Genomic DNA, 25,523 nt, shown 5'->3' with positions numbered 1-25,523 from the left:
CGTGCTCCGCTTAAATCAACAGGTTACAATGTAAGGTGCAAAACGCATTGCGTCCAACATCCTGACGTTAAACGTCACGCAACACTATTTCCGCCGCTGATGCTCGTCCAAACGAGGGAAAATCTCGACAAAGTTACAAGGGCGATGCCGATAATCAAATTGCTTCACCAGAATTTCATCCCACGCGTCTTTACAAGCCCCCGGACTGCCGGGCAGCGCAAAAAGGTAGGTTCCTTGCGCGACCCCGCCCGTTGCTCGGCTTTGAACAGCAGATGTACCGATCTTGGCCATTGAGACATGGGTGAACACGATGCCGAATGCCTCGATTTCCTTTTCGTAGACATCGCGATGAGCTTCGACAGTGACGTCGCGCCCCGTCAGCCCGGTTCCGCCCGTACTCAGCACCACGTCAATCCTGGGATCAGCGCACCAGGTTCTAAGTTGGTTCGCAATCTGCTCCCGCTCGTCTGGCACAATCTTGCGCGCGGCCAGTGAATGCCCCGCGTTTGCGATCCGATCCACCAAGATTTGGCCGGATTTGTCATCCTCCAGCATGCGGGTGTCCGAAACGGTCAAAACCGCGATCCGGACCGGGATGAAGTCTTTGCTTTCGTCAATACGGCTCATAGCGGGACAACCTCAAAGTCAAAGGGATTTCATCTTCGCCCGCAGCAGCAGTAAGTCATGCCAGGCGTCGCGCTTAGCGAGCGATGTGCGCAGCAGATATGCGGGGTGGAACATGGGCAATGTGGGGCGGCCCAACGCTTCGGTCCAGGTGCCACGCAGCTTGGTGATTCCCTTTCGCCCCAAAAGCGCCTGACACGAGATATTGCCCATCAGAACCAGAACATCCGGATTTATCAGCGCGACATGACGCTCTACAAACGGCAGCATCATCGCGATTTCGTCCGGCTTGGGATCCCTATTTTGGGGCGGGCGCCAAGGCAGAATATTGGTAATGTAAACTGGGTTGGCCTCACTGGATCGCCCGAATTCGATGGCAGACAACATTGCGTCCAGAAGCTGACCCGCACGGCCCACAAACGGGCGGCCTTGACGATCCTCGTCCGCACCGGGGGCCTCGCCGATGATCATGACCCGTGCAGTGGGCTGACCATCTGCAAACACGAGAGAGCGCGCGCCCTTCTTCAGGTCGCAATAGTCGAATCCGGCAATTGCCGCGTGGAGCGCCTCAAGATCGTCCGCACCAGCCGCCATCTCGCGCGCAACGGCCACGGTGTCGACAGGATCGTCCGTTTGGGTCGCTTGCGTCACATCCGGCTTGGGTTGGACCTTGGGCGCGGCCTTCGGGGTGTCATAGCGGTTGATCGGGGCTTCCGAGATCGCCTCGGTCACACCAAGATCGACCTGCCACTCCAGCATGGCACGGGCCGTCTCAAAATCCAGTTCTTCAACCATATCGGAAGTTATAGTTTGTCAGTCCGACAGCACAATGCGGTATCATGATCAGCGGCTCTGTATCGCATGTTCTATATCCTGTCAGAAGCCGATGGCGACACCGGATTGCCGCGGCCAAGTGCTCTGCTATAAGCGGTCCAACTTAAGGAGGGCTTCGATGGCATTTCGTTCAGAACACTTGCTTGGGATCGAGCATTTGGGCCAGGACGAGATCGTGAGCCTCCTTGATCTCGCCGATCAATATGTCGACCTCAATCGCCGGGACGTGAAACATTCCGAGGTTCTGGCCGGGATGACCCAGATCAACATGTTCTTTGAAAACTCCACGCGGACGCAAGCCTCTTTCGAACTGGCAGGGAAGCGCCTGGGGGCGGATGTGATGAGCATGTCGATGCAAGCCTCATCCGTAAAAAAGGGCGAGACGCTGATTGACACCGCGTTGACGCTCAATGCGATGCATCCGGATCTTCTGGTCGTGCGGCATCCCCATTCCGGGGCCGCCGATCTACTGGCGCAAAAGGTCAATTGCGCGGTTCTGAATGCCGGCGACGGGCGTCACGAACATCCGACCCAAGCCCTGCTTGATGCTCTGACCATTCGGCGTGCAAAAGGGCGATTACATCGCCTGAGCATCGCGATTTGCGGCGACATCGCGCATTCGCGGGTCGCGCGCTCCAACATTTTGCTACTTGGAAAGATGGAGAACCGAATCCGGGTCATCGGACCACCCACGCTGCTGCCCTCAGGAATCGATGAGTTTGGCGTTGAGGTGTTCAATGACATGCGTGAGGGCTTGAAAGACGTCGATGTGGTGATGATGCTGCGCCTTCAACGGGAACGCATGGATGGTGGCTTCATTCCGTCGGAGCGCGAATACTACCACCGCTATGGCCTCGACGCGGAAAAGCTGAGCTATGCCAAGCCAGATGCAATCGTGATGCATCCGGGCCCAATGAACCGTGGCGTCGAGATTGACGGAACACTCGCCGATGACATCAACCGAAGCGTCATTCAGGAACAGGTCGAAATGGGTGTCGCAGTGCGAATGGCCGCGATGGAGCTTTTGGTGAAGGCTCGCCGCGCCAGACCACGCGAGGTTCTTGTCTGATGGCCGTTTTGTTCGAAAATGCCGAGCTGATCGATCCGGTCCGGGGAAGCATGACCTTGGGTGCGCTCTTTGTCGGAGATGGCCGGATCGCCGAGCGCCCTGATGATATTTCGGGTGTCACGCGCGTTGATTGCGGCGGGAAATGTCTGGCGCCGGGGCTGATTGATATCGGCGTGAAGGTCTGCGAACCGGGCGAGCGTCACAAGGAAAGTTTTCGGACCGCCGGTCTGGCCGCAGCGGCTGGCGGGGTGACCACGATGGTCACACGGCCCGACACGCTGCCTGCAATCGACACGCCGGAAACTCTGCTGTTCGCGTTGCAACGCGGCGCTGAGATGTCGCCGGTTCGGATCGCACCCATCGGAAGTCTCACTAAGGGGCGAGCCGGACGCGAAATGGTCGAGATGGGCTTCATGCTCGACGCGGGCGCCGTGGCTTTCTCGGATGGCGACAGCGTGGTGCAGGACACCAAGGTTCTGGGGCGCGCGATGGCTTATGCGAAATCGTTGGACGCCGTGGTCATTGCCCACCCGCAGGATCAGGGTTTGTCTGCGGGCGCGGCGGTGACAAGCGGGAAGTTTGCTTCGCTCCGCGGGTTACCGGCGGTCAGCCCGATGGCCGAACGCATGGGGCTTGAACGCGACCTCGCGCTGGTTGAGATGTCGGGCGTTCGCTACCACGCAGATCAGATCTCGACCGCCGCGGCATTGCCTGCATTGAAGCGGGCCAAGGCTGCCGGATTATCGGTGACAGCCGGAACGTCCATCCATCACCTGACTTTGAACGAGCTCGATGTCGGCGACTACCGCTCCTTCTTCAAGGTCAAACCCCCGCTGCGGAGCGAAGACGACCGGATGGCCATGGTTGAGGCCGTATCGGAAGGGGTGATCGACATCATCTCGTCCATGCACACGCCCCAGGATGAGGAAAGCAAGCGCCTGCCATTCGAAGAAGCGGCCTCTGGCGCGGTCGCACTTGAGACACTTCTACCGGCAGCTATGCGTCTGTTTCATGCAGGCAACATAGATCTGCCTACACTTTGGCAGGCGATGTCGCTCAACCCGGCAAGGCTTCTGGGCCTTGAGGGGGGTCGTCTTGATTTGGGGGCGCCCGCTGATCTGGTGCTCTTTGATCCCCACGCGCCGTTCGTGCTGGATCGCTTCGCATTGAAATCAAAGTCCAAGAACACACCCTTCGACGGTCAGCGCATGCAGGGCCGCGTTTTGCAAACCTTTGTTGGCGGAGAAGAGGTGTATCGTGCCTGAGATCACCAGCGCGCCTACCGTTCTTCTGATTGTCGCGGCTTTGTCCTACTTGCTGGGTTCTGTCCCTTTTGGGCTGGTCATCACCCGCATGTTTGGTCTTGGTGATCTCCGACAAATCGGCTCCGGCAACATCGGCGCAACGAATGTTCTGCGTACAGGTTCGAAACCCGCAGCGGCGGCGACTCTGCTGCTCGACGCGGGAAAAGGCGGCGTCGCAGTGCTTCTAGCGCGGGCGTTAGTGGGCGAAGATGCGGCGCAGCTTGCAGGGTTGGCAGCTTTCCTCGGTCATATCTTTCCGATCTGGTTGAAATTCAGGGGCGGCAAGGGTGTGGCGACTTACCTCGGAACGCTTATGGCGCTGTTCTGGCCTGCTGGCATTGCGGCCTGCCTGACTTGGCTTCTGATCGCGTATCTCTTCAAAATCTCATCTGTGGCGGCGCTTTTCACAGCGGTTATGGTCCCCGCATGGCTCTGGACTCTTGGCGAGCCTGATATGATCGCCCTGGCGCTGGCCTTGGGGCTATTGGTTTGGATGCGACACGTAGCGAATATCCATCGACTTTTGGAAGGAACCGAGCCCTCCATCAGCAAGAAAGATAAAGCTTAATAGCTGTATTCCGCGTAGATCCGTTTCAAATCGCCGTCCCAGTCACCATGGTAGTGATCCAATAGCTCATCGGCCGGAGTCTTACCGGTCTCGACCGTCTCTTTTACCGCGTTGAGAAAATGCGTCTCGTCGGGGACCAGACCGCCCGCCCCCGGACGCGCCCGGGCCTTGAGGCCAGCATCTGCAATTGCGACGACCTCACGCGCGAGATCATGCATGCTGATCCCATTCACCTCGGCCTGCAGACCGTCAACCGAGGCTGCAACGCGTAGCGCCTGCCGGGTTTCGGCATCCCAGCCCTTCGCAAGATCCCACGCTGCGTCGAGCGCGGACTGATCGTAGGACAATCCAACCCAAAATGCAGGAAGCGCGCACAAACGACGCCATGGCCCACCGTCAGCGCCGCGCATTTCGATGTACTGCTTCATACGGGCTTCGGGGAAGAGCGTGGTCAGATGGTCTGCCCAGTCACTGAGTGTGGGCTTTTCGCCGGGCAGTGCAGGCAGCTCGCCCTTCAGGAAATCGCGGAAGGACATACCCAGCGCATTCACGTATTCGCCGTCGCGGTAGACAAAATACATGGGCACATCGAGCGCATATTGCACCCACGCCTCAAACCCGAAACCATCCTCGAAGATGAACGGGACCATTCCGGTCCTGTCCGCATCGAGGTCACGCCAGATACGGCTGCGCCAGCTCTTGTGGCCGTTGGGCTTGCCTTCGAAGAAAGGTGAATTCGCAAAAAGTGCAGTCGCAACAGGTTGAAGCGCAACTGCCACCCGCATTTTCTGGATCATGTCGGCTTCGGAACTGAAATCGAGATTGACCTGAACGGTACACGTCCGTCGCATCATTTGGGTGCCATGGGTGCCAACGCGGTTCATGTAATCGTTCATCAGCTTGTAGCGACCCTTGGGCATCAGATCCATTTGCTCATGGGTCCATTCAGGCGCCGCACCCAGCCCGATAAAGCCGACGCCGATCTTGTCTGCCACTGCTTTCACCTCGGCCAGATGGATATTCACCTCGTCGCAGGTCTCGTGGATGGTCTCGAGAGGCGCGCCTGAAAGTTCCAGCGCGCCACCCGGCTCAAGACTTACATTCGCCTTGCCCTTGGTCAGGCCGATGATGTTGCCACCTTCCTCGACGGGGTCCCATGAGAACTGATCCCGCAAGCCTTCCAGAACTGCTTTGACGGACCGCTCACCGTGATATGGCAGCGGCTTTAGCGTGTCTTTGCAGTAGCCAAATTTTTCGTGCTCGGTTCCGATGCGCCATTGATCCTTGGGCTTGCATCCATCCGCAAGGTATTGGGCCAATTGGGAATGGTCCGTGATCGGGCCGCCGCCGGACTGAGGAATGGACATGGGGAAGCTCCGAACAAAAAGATCTGAACGTCCTGCGTGTCGGCAATTGAGATCGAAGTCAATGTGCGGAAATATCAGTTCAACTGTTCGCGCGTTTTACTCCAGATCACAAACGTGGAGTTGTCGGCCGCAGCGAGTGCCTGATTTGCCTTGTCGTAATCCACCCCATCGAGCGCGGCAAAAGCATCAAAAAGTTGGTCAACACCGGTCGCAGAGGATGGGATCACCAATTGTTGACCGCCATCCTCTTCGAGAACCCAGACCATGTCTGCGCCGTGATGACTGTTTTGCGCGGCAACCGCGCTGACCCGGGCCAGGCGGTCTATGGAGACCGTGCCGCCCTCATAGGCGGATAGATAATTGACCTCGCGCTCATCGACTTCGACCAGACCCGGCCCGTCCGCATGGGTCGGAAAGTTCAACCTGCGCCACGCCGTGTAGGAAATCGCCAGTCCGATCAGAATGATGGCCCCGCCAAGAGCTTGCACCAGCCAGCCTGACCGCAGAAGCGTCCAAACGCCGACGGCGGCAATAACGAGACCCGCAAGAACCTCGGAGTACTTGACGAAGGCAGATTGTATTTCTGGCCGTACGAAACTCATCGCCAGTCTCCAAGAGTCGATTGCCAAAGGGTAAGCGCGGCGACCGCCGCAGTGTCCGCGCGCAGGATACGCGGCCCAAGACTCACGACCGTTGTGTAGTCCATAGCGTGTAGTCTGTCGCGCTCATCGTCGGAAAACCCACCTTCCGGACCGATTAGGATGGCCCATGGACCCGTGGCGTTCGGATCCAAGGTGCTGACGCCCCCCGCACGGGTTTCGTCACAAAACATCAACCGCCGATCTAGATCCCAGTCAGTCAGGAGGTCAGAGAGTTTCAACAGCTCGGACACTTCAGGCACGAACGTGCCACCGCATTGCTCTGCCGCCTCTATGGCATGGGCCTGAAGTCGATCCTGCCGGATCCGCTCTGAATTGGTGAAGGCGGTCTGCACTGGAACAATCCGCGCTACACCCATCTCGGCTGCCTTCTCAACGATAAAATCCGTGCGGGCTTTCTTGATGGGCGCGAACAGCAGCCACAGATCCGGTGGCATACGCAGCGGCGCGGACTGGGACAGACACCGCAAGGCACCCTGCCGCTTGCCTGCCGCCGTAATTTCGGCCTGCCACTCGCCGTCTTTTCCGTTGAATAAGGAAACCCGGTCACCTGCCTTCAAACGCATAACATTGAACAGATAGTTCGAATGGTCGCGCCCCACTGGAACGGAATTGCCGACAGCCAGAGCATCGTCTACAAACAGCCTGATTTTCGCACGTCCCACCATAGGGCAAACCTTATGACCGACCTCCAAGGAACGCCAGAGCGTCCAGTGGCCGAAGGGCAGGTCATCGACGCCGTTGACGACAATTGGGTGGACCGTTTCGCACCTGCACCAATGCGCCCCTATCTGCGGCTCAGTCGTGCGGATCGACCCATCGGCACGTGGCTGCTGTTGTTGCCGTGTTGGTGGGGCGTTCTGTTGGCTGCGACGATGGGTAGTCCGCAGCTGTTTGATCTTTGGATCATGGCAGGCTGTGCTATCGGCGCGTTCCTGATGCGGGGCGCAGGGTGCACATGGAATGACATCACCGACAGAGATTTCGATGCACAGGTCGCCCGCACACAGTCCCGTCCCATCCCGGCGGGGCAAGTCACCGTCCGGCAGGCGGTGATTTGGATGGTAGCGCAGAGCCTTGTGGCGCTTTGTATCCTACTGACCTTCAATTGGGCCGCGATCTTGTTGGGCATCGCCGCGTTGCTGCCAGTCGCGATTTATCCCTTCGCCAAGCGTTTTACATGGTGGCCTCAGGTCTTTCTGGGGCTGGCTTTCAATTGGGGCGCGCTTCTGGCGTGGACGGCACACACGGGAAGTTTGGACTGGCCTGCGGTCGTGCTCTATCTGGCTGGTATCGCGTGGACGCTATTCTACGATACAATCTATGCACATCAGGACACAGAGGACGACGCCCTGATCGGCATCAAATCGACGGCTCGGCTCTTCGGCGAAAACTCACGCGCTTGGCTGCGGGGGTTTTTGGTGATGTCGGTTTTGCTTTTTGCCACCGCGATCATTCTGGCGCTGGTGCCCGACGCGAATGTTCTGACATTGACGGTCGCACTGGTGGGCGTCTGGGGGTTTGGCTGGCACATGTCGTGGCAATTGGCGCATCTGGATACGAACGACTGGCAGGTTTGCATGAAAATCTTCCGGTCGAACCGAGATGCAGGCCTGATTGCTGTGCTGTTTCTTGCCATAGCGGCACTCCTTTGATTGATTGATGGCGCGTAGGTCTTTAAAAATTAGCGCATGGCGTGCGGGGCGTGCATGAATCGCGTTGCGGCAGGCTGAGGGGAGATCATGAAGCTCAAGACAATACTCGCCTTTGTGGGCGCCGCTGGCCTGTCTGTAATGGGCGCGAGCGTGAGCGCAACGTGGATCGAGGAACGGTCTGAAGATGCTGTGAAGTCATCACTTCTTCTATCAGGCTATGATTGGACGGATGTCACGACCGATGGTCTACAGGTTCGCCTGAGCGGTGAGGCGCCGGATGAGGCAACGCGCTTTCGGGTCGTGTCCCAGGTGGGCCGTGCGATTGATCCGGACCGGATCATCGATTTGATGGACATCAAGGCCCGCGCGCAGATCCAGCCCCCAAGTTTTTCTGTCGAGATCCTGCGCAATGGGGACGGCATCTCGCTGATCGGTCTGATCCCCTCCTCCGTGGATCGCGGGGAAATCGCCACAGAGCTTGAGCGCCTGTCCGGCGATGGCGACGTTACTGACATGCTAGAGACGGCGGACTATCCCGTGCCAGAAGGATGGACCACGGCATTGGACTACGCATTGAACGCACTGCGTGACCTGCCGAAATCGAAAATCTCGGTAACGTCGGAGCGGGTGGAAATCACGGCGATCAGCGATAGCGCCGAGGCCAAACGCAAGATTGAGCGTGACCTGAACAGACAGGCGCCGGATTTGATCGACGTAGCGCTGGATATCTCGGCCCCGCGCCCGGTGATCACGCCCTTCACACTGCGGGTTACGCTTGCGGAAGAGGGCGCCAGATTTGATGCTTGCTCGGCTCCCAACCAGCGATCCCGCGCTCGCATACTAGAGGCAGCGGCGGCGGCCGGTGTGCCAGCCGATGCGGATTGCCGGATCGGGCTTGGTGTTCCGTCGCCGCGGTGGGCGGAGGCCGTAGAAACTGCGCTTGCCAGTCTGAAAGACATGGGCGGCGGATCCCTCACCTTCTCGGACGCTGATGTGACCTTAGTGGCCACTGACAGCACAAACCAATCCGTGTTCGACCGGGTTGCTGGCGAACTGGATGCCAACCTGCCTGACGTCTTCTCCCTTCATGCAGTGCTACCTGAGAAGGTCATCGTGGACGGTACTGGTGACGATGAAAGTGCGATCGAGTTCGTGGCGACGCGCAGCCCTGAGGGGTTGGTCCAGCTAAGGGGGCGCCTGACCGATGACAGCATCGAACAGATCGTGGGTGCCTATGCTCGCGCAGAATTCGGAACGGATGCGGTCTATCTCGCAACGCGTGAAGATCCCGACCTGCCGCAGAACTGGGCGGTTCGTGTTCTGGCCGCGCTCGAGTCTCTTGGGACCCTGAACAATGGCAGCGCGGTTGTGCAGCCGGATTATGTGGAGATTCGTGGGGTCAGCGGATCAAAGACGTCCACCGACGACATCTCTCGCATACTGGCGGACAAGCTGGGGGAGTCCGAAAATTTCGAGGTCAACGTCAGATATGACGAGTTACTTGATGAAACACTGAACATTCCCACCCCCGAGGAATGTGTCGAGCGGATCAACCGAATTCTATCGTTGAGCAAGATAGCCTTTGAACCCGCATCCGCGGAGATCACCGAAAGTGCGGCGCAGACAATTGATAAGATCGCCGAAATCGCCCAGCAATGCGGGCGCGTCCAGATGGAAATTGGCGGTCACACCGACAGTCAGGGTCGTGAGATCATGAACCTTGAGCTCAGTCAGGAACGGGCGAACTCTGTGCTTGCCGCGCTGCTGGAGCGCCGAGTGTCCACGCGAAACCTGACGGCGCGCGGCTATGGCGAAACGGTCCCTATTGCGGACAACAAGACAGAAGAAGGTCGCGAAATTAATCGTCGAATTGAGGTTCGGCTGTTGACAGATGCCCGCCTTGCCGCCACCGAGGATGACGCGCCCGAAGACGGGGAGGCCCCGGCACCTAATGATGCCGAAGCCACAGCCGAAGAAGACGCATCTGAGACCACTGACGCCAGCGACGAGACCGCTGAGCCGACCGAACCGACAGAGGATACAAGTGAACAGAACTGAGTTCATCATCGCCACCGCTGTCATACTGTTCGTGGCGTTCACCATCGGCTTCTTGACGTCTTGGCTGATCCAGCGGTTCAGCCGTGTCTCAACCGCGGATATCGCGGAGCTTGATGAAATGGCCAAAGCGCTGCACGACGCAGAAGAGACCCGAGATCAGGCGATCACCTATCTACAGCAGCGTGAAGCGGAACTGACGAACCAACTATCGCAGACCGAGGCGGAGTTGGGCGCGGCGATGGACGGTCTCAGGGCCGCGCGGCACGAAGCCGAAGAATTGCGCGGCTACATAGAGCGTGTATCCCAAGCCGGGTGATCTAGGGCGTCTGCCACCTGTTCAACGCGTCTTCGTCTTCGTCTTTCGCAGCGACCCAAGCGTTGCCATCCGCCGTCCGCTCTTTCTTCCAAAACGGCGCGCGAGACTTCAGATAATCCATTAGAAAATCTGCGGCCGCAAACGCATCGGCCCGGTGTCGCGACATTGTCGCAACCATCATGATCACCTCGCCTGGGGCAAGTAGTCCGTAGCGGTGAACGACCAAGACATCGCCCAGGGACCACCGGCTCACGGCATCCTCCGCGATGGAGGTCAGGGCCTTTTCGGTCATTCCGGGATAGTGCTCGATCATCATGTCAGACAATTTGCCATCCACTTGCCGCACGATCCCCGTGAAGCTCACAACAGCACCCATATCAGTCCGGCTCGCCGAAAACTGATTAAGCCTGTCGCCCACATCGAAGGGCTGCTCCTGAACGACGATCTGCATCTTTTTTATCCGCCGGTCATCGGCGGGAAGAACGCGACCTCCCGCACGCCGCTGAGGGGGGCATCAAAATCAGTCAATTCTTGGTCCACTGCAACACGCAGGGCAGTTAGATCAGAAAATGCCAACGCATAGCGCTCCTCGCGTTCTTTCAATTCAGAAACAAGATCGGCGACAGTTGCAGCTGTCGTTTCCACCTGTTCTTTCGGAAGCCCGATCCGTTCGCGCACCCATGCGAAATAAAGCACATTCACCATCACCGCACCTCGTCTTTCAAGTAAGGCATCGCCTTCGCCAGATAGTCCCAGCCGGTCATCAGGGTCAGAACGGCGGCGATCCAGAGCAATGAAACACCGACAATCCAACTGAGATAGGCGCCCCAGTATTTCCACTTCAGACCCAGAACATCTTCTTCGAACCCGGCCATGATGCTTTCGAACATCGCCTGATCCATGCCCCAGCTCTGCATACCAAGATAGTGTTCAAAGACCCCTTGCGCAAAGAGTACGGCAATCGCGACCATCTGGGCGGTCGTCTTCCATTTCGCCAGCTTCGTTACCTGCAGCGTGCCTGCAGCTGATCCAAGAAACTCACGCAGGCCCGAGACAAAGACTTCCCGGAACATGATCACAGTGGACGGCAGAAGCACCCAAGGGTTCATGCCCGAGAACCCGGTGATGACCAGCAGTGCAATGATTACCATGGCTTTGTCTGCAATGGGATCCAGCATCGCGCCGAATTTGCTTTCCTGCTTCCACGCGCGGGCCAGATAGCCATCGACCCAATCGGTCGCGGCGGCGATCACAAACAGGGTGAAGGCAAGCCAATCGGCCAGTGGTCTTGCGAAGTAAAGAAACATCACCGCCACGCCCGGGGCCGCGAACAACCGCAGAACGGTGAGAATATTGGGCAAATTCCATGTCATGGGGCGACCCTAGCTGGTTCGAAAACTATGGGGAAGCGCATGTCGGCGCATTCGTGCTTTCCCTATCACCCTGAAGGCGCAAGGGCACAGTAGAGGCCTCACGCTTGATCGTGAAAGTGGTCGTATATTATGTTGGCCATCGCTTCGGAAATGCCTTCGACGGCTTTGAGATCTGCAAGGTTTGCTCGCGCAACAGCTTTGGCTGACCCGAAATGCTGAAGCAGCGCACGCTTGCGGGTTGCGCCGACGCCCGCAATGTCGTCCAGCGGGTTCTTCAATTGAGATTTCGCTCGTTTCGCGCGGTGGGTGCCGATGGCAAATCGGTGTGCCTCGTCCCGCAGTCGCTGGACGAAGTAGAGGATGGGGTCATTATGCCGAAGGGCAAATGGCTGCTTCCCGGTGCGGTGAAACTCTTCCTTGCCTGCATCACGGTCCACGCCCTTGGCCACCCCGACCATCGCAATATCATCGACGCCAAGTTCGCCCATAATCTCCCGCACGGCTGAGACTTGGCCGGCACCGCCGTCGATTAACAGCAGGTCTGGCCACATCTCTGTTTCGCGGTCTGGGTCTTCCTTCAGCAGTCGTTTGAAGCGTCGTGTCAGAACCTCCTTCATCATACCGAAGTCATCACCGGGGGTCAGATCATCCCCCCGGATGTTGAACTTTCGATACTGGTTGCGCAGAAAACCCTCTGCCCCGGCGACAATCATACCGCCAACAGCGTTTGTGCCCTGAATGTGAGAGTTGTCATAAACTTCGATCCGGCGAGGGGGCGCGTTCAGGTCGAACGCCTCTGCTATACCCTTGAGCAGTTTCGTCTGCGTCGCGGTTTCTGACATCTTACGTGCCAGACTTTCCCGCGCATTTCTGAGCGCACTTGCGATCAGTTCCTGTTTTTCGCCCCGCTGCGGGATCAGTAACTCAACCTTGCGACCAGCTTTGGCCGACAACGCTTCGACCATCAGGTCCTTATCTTCGATATCGTGGGACAGAATGATCTGACGCGGCGGTTCCTTGTCATCGTAGAACTGACCCAGAAACGCTTCGAGAATCTCTGCCTCAGCGGCACCTGAGCCTGTCTTGGGGTAAAAGTCCCGATTGCCCCAATTCTGATTGGCGCGGATGAAGAACACCTGCACGCAGGCTTGACCGTGATCGAGATGCAGCGCGATGATGTCCGCCTCCGCCACGCCTTTGGGATTGATCCCCTGCGCGGTCTGAACTTGGGTCAGCGCACGGATACGGTCCCGCAACGCTGCGGCGCGTTCAAACTCCATATTCTCGGACGCGGTTTGCATCTGCTCGGCCAGAACCTCCTGCACATTGGTGGATTTGCCCGATAGAAAACGCTCCGCGTCTTTTACAAGACCTGCGTAATCTTCTTTTGAGATGTAGTCGACGCACGGGGCCGCACATCGCTTGATTTGGTACAGAAGGCAGGGTCGAGAGCGCGTCTCGAAGGTGGCGTCTGTGCAGTTGCGCAGCAGGAAAACCTTCTGCAACTGGTTCAGGGTACGGTTCACCGCGCCCGCACTTGCGAAGGGGCCGTAGTAATCTCCCTTTTCGCGCTTTGCGCCACGATGTTTTTTGATCTGCGGAAAGTCATGGTTCTTAGCAACGAGAATGTTCGGAAAGCTCTTGTCGTCCCTGAGCAGCACATTGAATTTGGGCTTCAGTTGCTTGATCAGGTTCTGTTCCAGCAACAGAGCCTCGGTTTCCGTTTTCGTCGTCAGGAACATCATCGACGCCGTTTCGGAAATCATGCGGGCGATGCGCGGACTGTGACCGGACGGCTTGGCGTAGCTCGACACCCGCTTCTTCAGAGCGCGCGCTTTGCCCACGTAAAGAACCCGCTGCTGGCTGTCCAACATTCGGTACACACCCGGGCTGTTGTCGATCGTATTCAGGTAGGATTGCACGCAGGCATGGCCGCCAATGGTTGGCGGTTCACTTGGATTTTGCTGTTCCGTTGGGTCAGGCATCAGGCTGTCATGATTCCGTCATATTGCTGCAATGGACCAAAGGCAGTGACAAGAGAAAACCTGTCCACTTTTGTTGTGGATAAACTTGGGGGGAAACTCTGGGTAGAGGCAAATTTTCGTTTCATTTCCGAACACTTTAACAAATGCTTAATTTTTGAGCATTTTTTCAACCCTCTGAAAACAAAGAATTTTTTAATTGTCGCTTCACAACCTACTGAAAACGTTAAAACTTCGGTAACAGAATCGTGACGCTCACTCATTGCGTGGACAAGTCAAGGGTATCCATTGGTATTTGCGACAAAATGCTACTCTACGCCAAGGACATCCGGCGTCTGCCATCCGAGGTGCTGACCACCGTCTACGCACAGAAGCTGGCCGGTCACCTCATCCGTTTCGATCAGGTATCTCATTGCCCGTACAATGCCCTTTGGCGTTGATCCGCGGCCCAGAATTGTGGCTTCGCGTTGCTCTTGAAAGTGCTCCGCGCTTTGCCGACCGCCTTGAAGCGTCGGTCCCGGTCCGATGCCGTTTACCCGGATCGCCGGAGCAAGCGCCTGTGCTGCCGTTTGCGTAAAAGCCCAAAGCCCCATCTTTGCGATGGTATAGGTCATGAACTCGGGCGTCAGTTTACGCACCCGCTGGTCCACCATGTTAATGACGCAGGCCGATGCTGACTGCTCGCCCTCAGCATCCCTGGCGGTAGCGGGTGCCTGTGCCGCAAACGCTTGGGTCAGTACAAACGGGGCGTGCAGGTTCGACCCGATGTGGCGCGCCCAACTGTCCCGCGTCGCCGTTTCAATCGTATCGTGTTCGAAGATTGAGGCATTGTTGATCAGAACCGTCAATTGGCCCAGTTCTGACTTTGCGCGTTCCACGAGGCCATCGGTCTGATCCGCATCAAGCAGATCGGCCTTCAGGACCGCCGCCTTGCGCCCTACGGCCTCCACAAGGCGTGCCGTTTCCAGTGCGCCTTTGTCCGAGCTTGCATAGTGAATGGCGACGTCGAACCCCATCTCTGCCAGTTCAACTGCCATCGCCCGCCCGAGACGGCCACCTGCCCCAGTTACAAGGCCAGCCTTTCGCGCAACACTCATAGCTCCATCCCCAGCAGTGAAATAATGTAGAGAACGTAGAGCCCGGTCAGGAAGATACCCCACCGTCGTCCCAGGTCCTTATTCAGGAAGACCACCGGGATCAGGATCAGCGATGCACCCAGCATGACCCAGAGGTCAAATACCAAAAACGCGGGCGGGATCGGCAGAACCCCGAAAAAACCGGAGACGCCTATGATCAGGAGAAGATTGAAGATGTTCGAGCCAATGACGTTGCCCAAGGCAACCTCTGCCTCCTTACGCAAGGCCGCGATGACCGTCGTCGCAAGTTCTGGCAAAGACGTTCCGACGGCAACTAGGGTGAGCCCAACCACCGTTTCCGAAACACCATAACGCTGCGCGATGATCGTGGCGTTCTCGACCAGAATACTCGCACCCAAGGGCAAGCCGACCAGCCCCCCAACTAGAAAGGCCGCGATCTTCCAACCCGCCATGTGCGGATCGGCGCCCTCGACATCCGCTTCCTGTGCGAGCGATTGCTTATGTGCCAGAGTGTCCCGAAACTGGTCGCCGAGGATGAGCGCCACACCCAAAAGAAGCACAAGCGCGTGCACCCATGTGATAGGCCCAAGGAAACACACAGCGATGAAAAGACCCGTCGCGCCAACCATCTGGACGTAGGACTTCTTGGTGTTGGTCTCTCCAGTGGGCAGGCCCGCCAGTAAAGCCGGGATCCCCAGAACAAGAAGAATATTCGCAGTGTTCGAGCCAACCACATTTCCGAGCGCAAGCCCCGGCACTCCATCGATTACTGCCTTTATCGAAATCAAAAGTTCAGGCGCAGATGTTCCGAAGGCGACGATGGTCAGGCTGACGATCAATGCGGGAACACCCAAACGGAGCGAAAGATTGACAGCGCCCCGCACCAAAGCATCCCCTGCAAGCAGAAGAATGATCAGGCCAAGACCCGACAGCAGAAACTCTTGCATATGTTATCCGTGATTTTTGCAGGGACAGGGGCCGCGTCCGATCCGGGGGCGACCGCAGGAAGCACATTTCTGTGTAGACCGTTTTGCCAATCCGGGGAGGCGCAGCTTACCAAACATGCCAAGCACCAACATCCCGATCAGAAAGAGGCTCACGATTTTAAGGATCATGCTACAATCCGTAGCGCGCCCATTGGGCCTTGTCATCCAATTGATCGAACGCATCCGAAACTATCCGCGCACCGAACCTTTGAAGTAACGGCCGCCTCTGACCGTAGACTGTGAAGGCCACATCATCACCGAAGCGATCCTTCATGGCAGGCACCAGATGTCCGATCTGATCGGCCAGTCCGACGTCAATGGCCCGCTGCCCGACCCAGATTTCACCAGTGAACAGATCGTCGTCGTCGCTGAGCTTATCAGCACGGCGTTTTTTGACATGGGCGATGAACGTATCATGGATCTGGGCCTGCAATGTCTTAAGCCGCTCAACATCCTCAGCACGCTCGGGCCGAAACGGATCAAGCATCGATTTGTCCTTGCCTGCCGTATAAACCCGCCGCTCAATCCCCTGCCGCTGCATAAATTCGTTGAAACCGAATGAGGCGGAAATCACACCGATCGATCCGACGATGGAGCTTTCGTCCAAGAATATCTCATCTGCAGCGGCAGCAAGCCAATAACCACCGGACGCAGCAACATCTTCGACAAAAGCAAAGACCGGCATTTCATGTTCTTCTGCCAAGCGGCGGATGCGGGCCCCAATCAACGAGGATTGCACTGGCGATCCCCCGGGTGAGTTGAGCAACAAAGCCACAGCCGACGGCTTTCCGCGCCGAAACGCCTTATCAAGCAGCGGCGCCAATGCCGCGTCGTTCAGACTGGCCCCGCGCCCGCCAGCGGCGATCACACCACTCATGCGAACAACAGAGACCCGGGGCGGCGTTTTCACGAAGGGGATATAGCGTTTCATGGGTGGGCATGTAGATCGCAAGTGTTACCTTCACAAGTGCACGCCGCCATTATAAATTTCCCGGTCGACAGCCTCTGCCTGGGCCATGGCCGTTGGCACGCGAAGTCGATTCCGTTGCCTTCGTGGTCGTCGGTAGCATTTCCAAATGCCATCTGCAGATCCCAACCAATTGTTAATAGTCCTGTTCTAACCAAGCTCTGTGCAGACAGTCATCTCCAGATGCTTTGATCCGCACAAGCGTATGTATTGGCTTATTATAGGGTCGCGATGTCAGCCGATGTTCAGAGCTTCAAGTTGCCAGAACGCCCCAATCGGGACGTATCAGAACAGCTCTACAAGCTTGCCATAAACCTTCCGCAAAATGCCACGCTCGACGTGAACGCAAAGGATGTCAGACGGCTGGGCGCACTGAATGCGCAGCTGCTTTTCGTCATCGCGAAAGAGTTTCAACAAACCGGCCAGACGCTGACTCTGACGGAACCGTCCGACCAATTTCAAAAAAGCTTAAGGTCCATGGGCTTTTCGGAAAATGCCTTCGAAGAAAGCGAAACAGAATGAAAACCAAGGTTCTTGCCATCGACGATTCTCGTACAATTCGCGATCTTCTGCGCATGTCCATAGAAGCCGCCGGTTTCGAGTTCTTCGACGCAGTGGATGGTGTGGATGGCATCGCCCGATACAATGAAGTGAAACCTGACGTTGTGATAACCGACATCAACATGCCCAACCTTGACGGGTTTGGTGTAATCGACGGCATTCGGACTGGAACCGAAAATCAAAACGTTCCAATTCTGGTTTTGACAACGGAAAGCGCGGTGACCCTGAAAAAACGGGCGCGGGAGGCCGGCGCGACCGGCTGGATCGTAAAGCCATTTGAAGATGAGTCCCTGATTACGGTTTTGAAGCGGGTCGCTGGGGCCTGATCAGATGAGCGCGCCCAACACCATCCGCGATACATTCTTTGAAGAATGTGACGAGCTTCTGGAAGCTTTGACCGACGGGTTATCTGAACTCGAAGACGGCACGGCAACGGACGACACCGTTCATGCGATCTTCAGAGCCGTTCATTCCATCAAAGGTGGCGCCGGCGCGTTTAGCATGGACGCCATCGTTGCATTTGCCCATGCGTTTGAGACAGTTCTCGATCTTTTGCGAGAAGGCAAAATAGTGCTCGACAGCGGTCTTCTTGCAGTATTGCAGCATTCGTCCGATCACCTGAATAACCTCGTTGAAGACGGGCGCTCAGGAACGAACAGAGCCGATAGTGGGACAACTTCAATTCTTGCGTCGCTCGAAACATACTTGGGCGACACCGTTAAAGCCGGGATAGATGACCAGTCCGATGATTTCGGTTTTGAGGCGATCACATTCTCGCTCGACGAGCCGATTGTGACGGAAGAACCGGGAAGAACGACCTTCGAGATTGAATTTACACCCACGGCGGACCTTCTAAAGAATGGCCATGAACCTGAGCTTTTGTTGGACGCTCTGGCTGACCTTGGAACAGTGTCGGTACGGGTCGAAACAGCCTCCGTGCCTGACTTGAGGAAGCTGGACTGGCAAAACCTCTATCTCTCTTGGCATCTGGCACTCGAAACAACGGCCGACGAGGATCAGATCCGCGAAGTCTTTGAATTTGTCGAGGATCTTTGTGATCTCGACATAGCTGAATTGACTAAAGAATCTGCGGTCTTTGACATTCCGACGGACGCTGACGCGGATCTCGAGACCGATGATACCGATACTCTCCCCGTTCAAGAGACAAAACCTCGCGCTGCTGCCCCTGCCAAGAAAACTCTGCGTGTGGATCTGGACCGCGTAGACCGCTTGGTCAATGTCGTTGGGGAGTTGATCATCAATCAAGCACGGATCAGCCAGCTTATCGATGAGGCCGAAATTTCCTCAAGCAGCGGCCTTCCCAGCGAGTTGGAGGCCTATCAAAACCTCGCTCGAGAAATCCAGGAAGGGGTGATGTCGATCCGCGCACAGCCGATCAAGCCGCTCTTTCAGCGGATGTCCCGGGTCGTTCGGGAAACCATGATGGCATCGAACAAAAAGGTTCGGCTCCTTACGGACGGAGAAGGGACGGAGATCGATAAAACGGTCATTGAGCGCATTGCTGATCCACTCACGCACATGATCCGGAACGCAGTCGATCACGGGATCGAACCTTCGGAAAAACGTGTCGCGGCTGGGAAAGACGCAACCGGAAACATTCGTCTCACCGCGACCCACAGATCAGGCCATGTCATTATCAGTATTTCCGATGACGGTGCGGGCCTTAACCGGGCAAAAATTCTTGAAACAGCGATGTCTAAGGGGCTTGTCCCGCAGGACGCGGAGCTTTCGAACTCCGAAATTGACAACCTCTTGTTCCTGCCCGGGTTTTCAACAGCTGTCGAAGTCTCCGATTTGTCCGGACGCGGTGTCGGTATGGACGTTGTCAAGAACGCGATCACGTCTCTGGGTGGCCGCATGTCCATCACCTCGGCGCCGGGCAAGGGATCAACATTCTCCATCGTGCTTCCCCTCACACTGGCTGTTCTGGACGGCATGATCGTTCAGGTGGCCGACCAGACGATGGTCATTCCAATCTCTTCGGTGCTCGAGACGATTAGACCAACCGTGCGGGACCTTGATGCCATAGGCACAAAAAACTGGATGCTGCGCATTCGCGGGCTGAACGTGCCAATCTTCGATGTAGCCACCCAACTTGGCCTGCGAGCCCAGCCGATCGATTACAAAGATCAGGTCTTACTTCTCGTAGAAGCCGAGGGTCTTGGCCAGTTTGCTTTGGCAGTAGATGACCTTTCAGACCAGCGGCAAGTCGTGATCAAAGGTCTCGACGGCAACTACGGCGCGATCCCAGGAATTTCGGCAGCGACAATTCTGGGTGACGGCAAAATCGCTCTGATCCTAGATCCGGATACGTTGACGATGTCCGCAAAGCCCGGGGTCCACTCCCCGCATATGACCACCCCCAAAGGCGAGGCCCTCCATGCAGCAAGCGCTTGAACAACCTGATGTAATAGGGTCCGAATTTGTCTCCTTCTTTGTCGGCGACCAGTCGTTCTGTCTAGAAATTTCCCAAATTCGGGAAATTCGCCGGTGGTCGCCTGCGACCGTCCTGCCTCATGCCCCTGACTATGTTTTGGGCGTCATTAACTTGCGCGGTTCCGTTATTCCCGTGTTCGACCTATCTGCACGTCTTGGCTTCGGGAAACTCACCCCAGACGAGCGTAATGTTATAATCATCGCAGCGATTGGGGATCAAATGATCGGCATGCTCGTTGATTCCGTCTCGGAGATCCTGAGCCTAGATCCCGACGCCATCCAGCCGCGGCCGAACATTGGGGACGAGGAAGTCATTAGTTACATTCAAGGCTTTGCAAGCGTCGATGACGACATAACCCGATTAATAGATCTTGAGGCAATTCTGTCGCCAAGCAGCAAATTGGTGGCCGAATGAGAACGGCTCACACAGTAAAACAAGACGCAGCACCAAAAGGCTTTCTCTACACGGATGCTGATTTTCTTCGGATCTCCAGATTGGCGCATTCAAATTACGGTTTGGCACTGCAGCCCACAAAGAAGAATCTTGTCTACTCACGCCTAACGAAACGCTTGCGCGCACTAAACTTGAACAGTTTTTCCGCATATTGCGACTACGTGGAAAGCGAAAGGGGTGAAGAGGAATGCAAGCTTCTTCTAGGAGCGCTTACGACAAACGTGACCCACTTCTTCCGCGAACGTCATCATTTCGACTATCTCACCACTGAGCTTCTGCCACCGCTTATCGCAAAGGCGCGCCGGGGTGAGCGAGTCCGGATTTGGTCTGCGGGGTGTTCAGCCGGGCAGGAGCCGTACTCAATCGCCTTTTGCCTTCTTGACCATTGTTCCGACGTGCAAAGCCTCGATATCAAGGTCTTGGGCACGGATATCGATTCAACTATTTTGGACGTCGCAGAAATCGGCGAATACCCGGAAACAGAATGTGAAGCTATCTCAGCTGAACAGAGACGAAACTATTTGACAAAGACCGAGAGCGGCTACTCCGTAGGACCCGTCCCCAGAGCGCTGATCTCCTTTGCAAAACTCAACTTGGTCGACGTATGGCCCATGTCCGGCAAATTTGACGTCATTTTCTGCCGGAACGTGGCGATCTACTTTGACAAGGCGACCCAAGATCGTCTTTGGGACCGATTTCATCAGCAAATGGTGGACGGTGGAACGCTTCTGATGGGACATTCGGAACGGTTGACGCCCGGAACTCGACGCAAGTTCAAGAATGTTGGTGTGACCGTATACCAGAAGTTGGCGCATGGCATGGCCGTTGAGGACGAATTGTGAGCGGAGATCAGATATGAGCCTTAGAGAAGCGCTCAAGCTGATGGTTGTCGATGACATGTCGACAAGTCGCGGTTTGATCACCCAGTCGCTCAACGACATCGGCTTGTGGAATATTCAGACCGAAAACGATGGTCGGGCAGCTTTGGCCACTCTGTCTGCCAAACCCGTCCATCTGGTTTTGTCGGACATGAACATGCCTGGTATGGACGGCCTCGGCCTGCTTCAGGCGTTGCGGCAAAACCAGGCGACCCAGCGCATCGGTTTTATCCTTGTAACCGGCACACCGACGCAGGATATCCTGAAAAAAGGGCAGAGCCTTGGCTTGAACAACTTTATCAAAAAGCCGTTCTCAGCGAAAGATATGAAGCTCTGTATCGAAAAAGTAGTTGGTAAGTTCTGATGCCGGAAGCAAGATATGAGATGGGCAAATTGCTCAAGAATGCGGCCGAGGAACTCATAAGTGTGTCAGAGCGTTTAGGGCGCCTAGAAGCCTGCGTATCCGACTTATTGCACACTGCCGATCCAAACGATTTTGATATGTCGATTGAAACGCTGCAAGAATTCGATGTGGCTGACCAGACCTTGCTTGACCTCCGGAACCTTCTAAATGGATTGTCCGGCGCGGCGCCTGAATTCACGGATGATCGTATTCATAGGAGCCTAGAGCATGTTAAACTCGGCGCTTTGAGAAGGCGTCTGTCTGGTGCGGATGAACCGGTTTCTAGACCTAGGAAAAGAAAGATGCGCGACATAGAGATGTTCTGATCCGACCCGACAAGGGATCCTGTCTCAAGTGTGGTGCATCGTAGTCTAAGCCCATCTCAGCGCTCTTTAGCAACGCGTCCTTGATCCGATGCAATCTGGCCAGAAACTTCGCAAGATCGCCATAGTTACGGAATTCGCTCAGGTCTTTTCGGAAATCACAGATGTATGGTGTGGATCGCCACGCAATTGCGAGCCGCTCCAACACTCAAAGAATGCCATCGAGAAAGCCTGATCAAAGGCATTTATCTCCAACACGAAAACTTAAAGCTTCAAATTAATATGTTTTGTGTACATTACGATTTTCGTATATTAAGCTCCATTCGGAAATCGTATTGGGAGCAACTGCGTGTCAATCAGCTTCACGTTAAATGGGGATGCCGTAACCGCCGATGTTGACCCGGAAAAACCACTGCTTTGGGTCATTCGAGAAGACTTTCAGCTGACGGGTACCAAATTTGGATGCGGAATTGCGGCATGTGGTGCCTGCACCGTACACGTGGACGGGATTGCAATGCGCACATGTGTTCTTCCGGTCGAGGCCGTGGCGGAGCGAAATGTGCGGACCATTGAAGACCTTGACATCGACGGCACATCAAACCCGCTTCAAACCGCGTGGCTCGAGCATCAAGTCCCACAGTGCGGGTACTGCCAGTCGGGCATGATAATGGCCGCCGAAGCTCTGCTACAGGAAATACCAAACCCAACGGACGAAGATATCAATGCCGCGATGACGAATATCTGCAGATGCGGAACATACGATCGAGTCCGGAACGCGATTCACACCGCAGCCAAAGCGCGTCAGGGGGGCTAGATATGGCCAAGGGATCGACCGCAGCAAAATGGACACGCAGAACATTTTTAGCCTCCGCTGGCCTTATCGGAGGGGGTCTGGCGCTTGGGCTGACGCTCGCACCAAACAGACTCAAGATGAGTGCGGACACCGTCAAAGACGCAGACGAGGCCATCTTGAACACCTGGGTCAAGGTTTCGCCAGAGAACCAAATTACAGTTTTAATCCCTCATTCTGAAATGGGTCAGGGCGCGGGAACAGGCCTTGCTCAGATGCTGGCAGAGGAAATGGAGGCGGACTGGAACACCGTTTCAATCGAACAGGCCCCTGCCCTTCATGAGTACACAAACAGCGATCTTGGACGCGGCTATATTGTCGGCGAAGGGGCGGAGATACCGGCCTTTATCTACCCTCTTCTAGATTTCTCCTTTTTGCAGATTGCGAGCGGGTTGGTCGGGCAGATGACTGGCGGCAGCACCGCCATTCGGCTGACGGGGCATCACGGAATGCGACGGGCCGGTGCCTCTGCAAAAGGTATGCTCTTGGCCGCTGCGGCACGAGACTGGGACGTTCCCCTGTCCGAACTTGAAGCCAAAGACAGCTACGTGCTGCACGCTGGATCCAACCGGAAAGAAAGCTTCGGCAGCCTCGCAACTGCCGCCGCAGAGTTCGAACCTTCGTTGAAGCCAGACCTCAAGGATCCCGACACCTACAAGATCGTGGGCACCTCGAAGGCTCGTCTGGATCTGCCGGAAAAAGTAAACGGGCGCGCTGTCTTCGGCATGGATGTTCAGGTGCCAGAGATGATTTACGCCGCGATCGCTTTGCCGCCGATAAGAGATGCGCGGGCCCTGTCCGTAGACCAATCCGGCGTCCGGAAACGAGACGGCTTGGGGCAAGTTCTAAATCTCGGTGACGTCGTTGCCGTGACAGCCACCAGTTTCTGGACGGCCACTCAGGTCTTGGCAGAGTTGAACGTCACGTGGGATGGCGGCCAGCAGGATTTGTCATCCGAAGCCATCCGCGCCCTGCATGAGAACGATCTCGCCCACAAAAAGCGGGAGGTGATGGACAGCGCCGGAAATACCGAAACGTCACTGGCGCAGGGCAAACGCATAGACGCGACATTCGCGGTTCCGTTTCTGGCGCATGCCACGATGGAGCCTATGAATTGCACGGCGCACGTGACCCACCCGACCTGTGAAATTTGGGTTGGTCATCAGAACCCGCTGTTTGCGAAGGCTGCGGTGGCAGATGTTCTCGGATATGATAAGGACAGCGTTACGATCCATTCCCAATACCTAGGGGGTGGGTTTGGACGGCGGGGTGATATGGATTTTGTCACCATTGCTGCCCGCATTGCCGCGCAACTTGATAAGCCTGTTAAGGTCATTTGGTCCCGTGAGGCGGATATGGCAAATGACAGCTACCGTCCTGCAATCCTAAGCAAGATGGCGGGGTCGCTCGATGGGTCCCGGATCTCTGCCGTGTCGCACGCCTATATCGACGCGTCGTCCGGGATGCCGGACAGCGAGCGCCCGTTTGCCTTCCCTTATGATGTCCCGAACCGGCAGATCGAACGCGTCAAATGTCCAAGTCCCATTCCGGTTGGAACGTGGCGTGCAGTCGACTTCACGCAAATGGGGTTCTTCAATGAGACTTTCATGGATGAGCTTGCTTATGAAGCGGATGTGGATCCGCTGCAATTTCGGCTGGATCACACAACCGACCCACGGCGGCGCGCTGTTCTGCAACGGTTGGGTAAAGAGGCCCGCTGGGGCGCCGACCTTGAACCACGCCGGTCACAAGGCGTAGCGATGGTCGAAAGCTTCGGAACAATCGTCGCGCAGGTCGTCGATGCAAGCATCTCAGATGACGGTGGAGTTCGGGTTAACCACGTCACATCCGTTGTTGATTGCGGTCGTTTAATCAACCCGGATGCGGGGGAGGCACAGATCAAAGGCTCCGTCATCTTCGGGCTGACCTCGGCGCTTTTTGGCGAGATCACCTTGGAGGGTGGCAAGATCGTGCAACAGAATTTTCCGGACTACCGAATGATACAGATGGAAAACGCACCGTCGCAGACCGTGTATTTCATGCCAAGCGGCAATCCTCCCGGCGGTCTCGGTGAACCGGGCGTTCCCCCGGTGACGCCTGCCCTGACAAACGCCATCTTCGCTGCGACCGGCACGCGCGTCCGCGAGTTACCGATCGCCAAACACGGTTTCTACGGCGTTTAAACCTGAACGATAGGATCTTTCGTGAGACGACGATGAGCCAGCCATCCGAGCGGTTGGCTGACTTGTCTTCGTTCCGTATCGTCGTATAGATCTCCTATGACCGATATCGTCTCCGATCTTCAAACCTCTGTTTCGACGATAATGCGCGTGCTCAAAGTCGCGGAAACTTCGCATCAGGTCGCCCACAAGGAGTTGAATTTTCAGCCCTCCGACATCCAGTCCCTGCGCTTTATCTCGCAAAACCCGGGCTGTATGTCGGCCGAACTGGCAAACCATCTGGCGATTGTTCCCACCACGGCGACGAGTATTGTCGACCGACTTGTTCGGCGCGGATTGGTGCTGCGGGAGCGGCCCGAAACCAACCGCAGGGCAGTGGCGCTTAGTCTGTCAGAGCAAGGTCAATTTGCGTGGACACAGATTGATGCTGAAGAAAAAGAAACCATGAAGCTGATGCTAAGCGCCTTGCCGGAGGAAGATCGCGAGCAATTCGTCAGGTCAATGACCACGATTGCCCATCGGGTTTCAAGACAAACCTAGCTAGGCAAGTCAGAGGTG

The 25,523-nt window shown here is 56.3% G+C and carries 28 protein-coding genes; 16 read left to right on the top strand and 12 right to left on the bottom strand.

Annotated elements, in window-relative coordinates; translation table 11 throughout:
• Nucleotides 1-84 precede the first annotated feature (84 nt).
• Together moaB and KIN_RS09405 are read right to left on the bottom strand one after the other, a co-directional pair.
• The gene (moaB, locus tag KIN_RS09410; protein ID WP_159806320.1) at nt 85-627 is read right to left on the bottom strand and encodes a molybdenum cofactor biosynthesis protein B; all 543 of its coding nucleotides are present in this window, start codon (nt 625-627) and stop codon (nt 85-87) included.
• Between the two features lie 18 nt (nt 628-645).
• Nucleotides 646-1,419, bottom strand: a complete 774-nt coding sequence (locus KIN_RS09405) for a uracil-DNA glycosylase (RefSeq protein ID WP_159806318.1) — start codon at nt 1,417-1,419, stop codon at nt 646-648.
• A 157-nt stretch (nt 1,420-1,576) separates the two neighbouring features.
• Between KIN_RS09405 and KIN_RS09400 the strand changes: the two genes are divergently transcribed.
• Genes KIN_RS09400 through plsY form a run of 3 tightly spaced genes read left to right on the top strand, consistent with a single transcriptional unit; the run spans nt 1,577 to nt 4,399 of the window.
• Nucleotides 1,577-2,527: an aspartate carbamoyltransferase catalytic subunit gene (locus tag KIN_RS09400; RefSeq protein WP_159806316.1), complete on the top strand. Its 951-nt coding sequence runs from the start codon at nt 1,577-1,579 to the stop codon at nt 2,525-2,527.
• Nucleotides 2,527-3,792, top strand: a complete 1,266-nt coding sequence (gene pyrC, locus KIN_RS09395) for a dihydroorotase (RefSeq protein ID WP_174239110.1) — start codon at nt 2,527-2,529, stop codon at nt 3,790-3,792. Before KIN_RS09400 ends, pyrC begins: the two co-directional genes overlap by 1 nt.
• Nucleotides 3,785-4,399: a glycerol-3-phosphate 1-O-acyltransferase PlsY gene (gene plsY / locus KIN_RS09390; RefSeq protein ID WP_159806314.1), complete on the top strand. Its 615-nt coding sequence runs from the start codon at nt 3,785-3,787 to the stop codon at nt 4,397-4,399. Before pyrC ends, plsY begins: the two co-directional genes overlap by 8 nt.
• Here plsY and KIN_RS09385 read toward each other — a convergent pair.
• The 3 genes from KIN_RS09385 to KIN_RS09375 form a co-directional block, all read right to left on the bottom strand.
• Complete coding sequence (locus KIN_RS09385; RefSeq protein ID WP_159806312.1) at nt 4,396-5,766, bottom strand: glutamate--cysteine ligase; 1,371 nt, start codon at nt 5,764-5,766, stop codon at nt 4,396-4,398. The two genes, plsY and KIN_RS09385, sit on opposite strands and share 4 nt — an antisense overlap.
• A gap of 74 nt (nt 5,767-5,840) precedes the next feature.
• Nucleotides 5,841-6,368 carry a hypothetical protein gene (locus KIN_RS09380; RefSeq protein WP_159806310.1) on the bottom strand — a complete coding sequence of 176 codons (528 nt, stop codon included), beginning with the start codon at nt 6,366-6,368 and terminating at the stop codon, nt 5,841-5,843.
• Complete coding sequence (locus KIN_RS09375) at nt 6,365-7,093, bottom strand: 16S rRNA (uracil(1498)-N(3))-methyltransferase (RefSeq protein ID WP_159806308.1); 729 nt, start codon at nt 7,091-7,093, stop codon at nt 6,365-6,367. Before KIN_RS09375 ends, KIN_RS09380 begins: the two co-directional genes overlap by 4 nt.
• Before the next feature lie 12 nt (nt 7,094-7,105).
• On the opposite strand from KIN_RS09375, the gene ubiA reads away from it, so the two are divergent.
• From ubiA to KIN_RS09360, 3 genes are all read left to right on the top strand, one after another.
• The gene (gene ubiA / locus KIN_RS09370) at nt 7,106-8,080 is read left to right on the top strand and encodes a 4-hydroxybenzoate octaprenyltransferase (protein WP_159806306.1); all 975 of its coding nucleotides are present in this window, start codon (nt 7,106-7,108) and stop codon (nt 8,078-8,080) included.
• Nucleotides 8,081-8,167: 87 nt separating this feature from the next.
• Nucleotides 8,168-10,138, top strand: coding sequence for an OmpA family protein (locus KIN_RS09365; RefSeq protein ID WP_159806304.1), 1,971 nt, complete (start codon nt 8,168-8,170; stop codon nt 10,136-10,138).
• Nucleotides 10,125-10,454 (top strand): hypothetical protein, encoded by a 330-nt coding sequence (locus KIN_RS09360; protein ID WP_159806302.1) that lies wholly within the window; start codon nt 10,125-10,127, stop codon nt 10,452-10,454. The genes KIN_RS09365 and KIN_RS09360 overlap by 14 nt, the downstream gene beginning before the upstream one ends.
• Before the next feature lies 1 nt (nt 10,455).
• Here the strand turns inward: KIN_RS09360 and KIN_RS09355 are convergent, their stop codons facing one another.
• The 7 genes from KIN_RS09355 to KIN_RS09325 all read right to left on the bottom strand — a co-directional run bounded on the left by KIN_RS09355 (nt 10,456) and on the right by KIN_RS09325 (nt 16,823).
• Entirely contained in the window at nt 10,456-10,905 is a 450-nt protein-coding gene (locus KIN_RS09355) for a molybdenum cofactor biosynthesis protein MoaE (protein WP_159806300.1), read from the bottom strand.
• A 5-nt stretch (nt 10,906-10,910) separates the two neighbouring features.
• Nucleotides 10,911-11,156, bottom strand: a complete 246-nt coding sequence (moaD, locus tag KIN_RS09350; protein WP_159807943.1) for a molybdopterin converting factor subunit 1 — start codon at nt 11,154-11,156, stop codon at nt 10,911-10,913.
• A 2-nt stretch (nt 11,157-11,158) separates the two neighbouring features.
• Nucleotides 11,159-11,827: a CDP-diacylglycerol--glycerol-3-phosphate 3-phosphatidyltransferase gene (pgsA, locus tag KIN_RS09345; RefSeq protein ID WP_159806298.1), complete on the bottom strand. Its 669-nt coding sequence runs from the start codon at nt 11,825-11,827 to the stop codon at nt 11,159-11,161.
• Nucleotides 11,828-11,925: 98 nt separating this feature from the next.
• The gene (uvrC, locus tag KIN_RS09340) at nt 11,926-13,812 is read right to left on the bottom strand and encodes an excinuclease ABC subunit UvrC (protein ID WP_159806296.1); all 1,887 of its coding nucleotides are present in this window, start codon (nt 13,810-13,812) and stop codon (nt 11,926-11,928) included.
• A 305-nt stretch (nt 13,813-14,117) separates the two neighbouring features.
• A complete protein-coding gene (locus KIN_RS09335; RefSeq protein WP_159806294.1) occupies nt 14,118-14,906 on the bottom strand; it encodes an SDR family oxidoreductase in 789 nt (262 codons plus the stop codon).
• A complete protein-coding gene (locus KIN_RS09330; protein WP_159806292.1) occupies nt 14,903-15,853 on the bottom strand; it encodes a calcium/sodium antiporter in 951 nt (316 codons plus the stop codon). The genes KIN_RS09335 and KIN_RS09330 overlap by 4 nt, the downstream gene beginning before the upstream one ends.
• A gap of 169 nt (nt 15,854-16,022) precedes the next feature.
• The gene (locus tag KIN_RS09325) at nt 16,023-16,823 is read right to left on the bottom strand and encodes a S49 family peptidase (protein ID WP_159806290.1); all 801 of its coding nucleotides are present in this window, start codon (nt 16,821-16,823) and stop codon (nt 16,023-16,025) included.
• A gap of 267 nt (nt 16,824-17,090) precedes the next feature.
• Here KIN_RS09325 and KIN_RS09320 point away from each other — a divergent pair, with 267 nt between their 5' ends.
• The 10 genes from KIN_RS09320 (at nt 17,091) to KIN_RS09275 (ending at nt 25,505) form a co-directional block, all read left to right on the top strand.
• Complete coding sequence (locus KIN_RS09320; protein WP_159806288.1) at nt 17,091-17,381, top strand: STAS domain-containing protein; 291 nt, start codon at nt 17,091-17,093, stop codon at nt 17,379-17,381.
• Nucleotides 17,378-17,746, top strand: a complete 369-nt coding sequence (locus tag KIN_RS09315) for a response regulator (RefSeq protein ID WP_159806286.1) — start codon at nt 17,378-17,380, stop codon at nt 17,744-17,746. The genes KIN_RS09320 and KIN_RS09315 overlap by 4 nt, the downstream gene beginning before the upstream one ends.
• 4 nt (nt 17,747-17,750) lie before the next feature.
• On the top strand, nt 17,751-19,838 hold the full coding sequence (locus KIN_RS09310; protein ID WP_159806284.1) for a chemotaxis protein CheA: 2,088 nt from the start codon (nt 17,751-17,753) through the stop codon (nt 19,836-19,838).
• Nucleotides 19,822-20,292 carry a chemotaxis protein CheW gene (locus KIN_RS09305; protein WP_159806282.1) on the top strand — a complete coding sequence of 157 codons (471 nt, stop codon included), beginning with the start codon at nt 19,822-19,824 and terminating at the stop codon, nt 20,290-20,292. The genes KIN_RS09310 and KIN_RS09305 overlap by 17 nt, the downstream gene beginning before the upstream one ends.
• Nucleotides 20,289-21,173, top strand: coding sequence for a CheR family methyltransferase (locus tag KIN_RS09300; protein ID WP_159806280.1), 885 nt, complete (start codon nt 20,289-20,291; stop codon nt 21,171-21,173). The genes KIN_RS09305 and KIN_RS09300 overlap by 4 nt, the downstream gene beginning before the upstream one ends.
• Before the next feature lie 13 nt (nt 21,174-21,186).
• Complete coding sequence (locus tag KIN_RS09295; protein WP_159806278.1) at nt 21,187-21,573, top strand: response regulator; 387 nt, start codon at nt 21,187-21,189, stop codon at nt 21,571-21,573.
• A gap of 20 nt (nt 21,574-21,593) precedes the next feature.
• Nucleotides 21,594-21,938: a DUF8776 family protein gene (locus tag KIN_RS09290; RefSeq protein ID WP_159806276.1), complete on the top strand. Its 345-nt coding sequence runs from the start codon at nt 21,594-21,596 to the stop codon at nt 21,936-21,938.
• Nucleotides 21,939-22,284: 346 nt separating this feature from the next.
• Nucleotides 22,285-22,749: a (2Fe-2S)-binding protein gene (locus KIN_RS09285; RefSeq protein WP_207710122.1), complete on the top strand. Its 465-nt coding sequence runs from the start codon at nt 22,285-22,287 to the stop codon at nt 22,747-22,749.
• Nucleotides 22,750-22,751: 2 nt separating this feature from the next.
• A complete protein-coding gene (locus KIN_RS09280) occupies nt 22,752-24,968 on the top strand; it encodes a xanthine dehydrogenase family protein molybdopterin-binding subunit (RefSeq protein WP_159806274.1) in 2,217 nt (738 codons plus the stop codon).
• A gap of 96 nt (nt 24,969-25,064) precedes the next feature.
• Entirely contained in the window at nt 25,065-25,505 is a 441-nt protein-coding gene (locus KIN_RS09275; protein ID WP_159806272.1) for a MarR family winged helix-turn-helix transcriptional regulator, read from the top strand.
• The last annotated feature ends 18 nt before the right edge of the window (nt 25,506-25,523 follow it).

Origin of the sequence: Litoreibacter roseus (assembly GCF_009811795.1) — a bacterium.
GTDB lineage: Bacteria > Pseudomonadota > Alphaproteobacteria > Rhodobacterales > Rhodobacteraceae > Litoreibacter > Litoreibacter roseus.
This window is presented reverse-complemented; position numbering and strand designations above follow the sequence as displayed.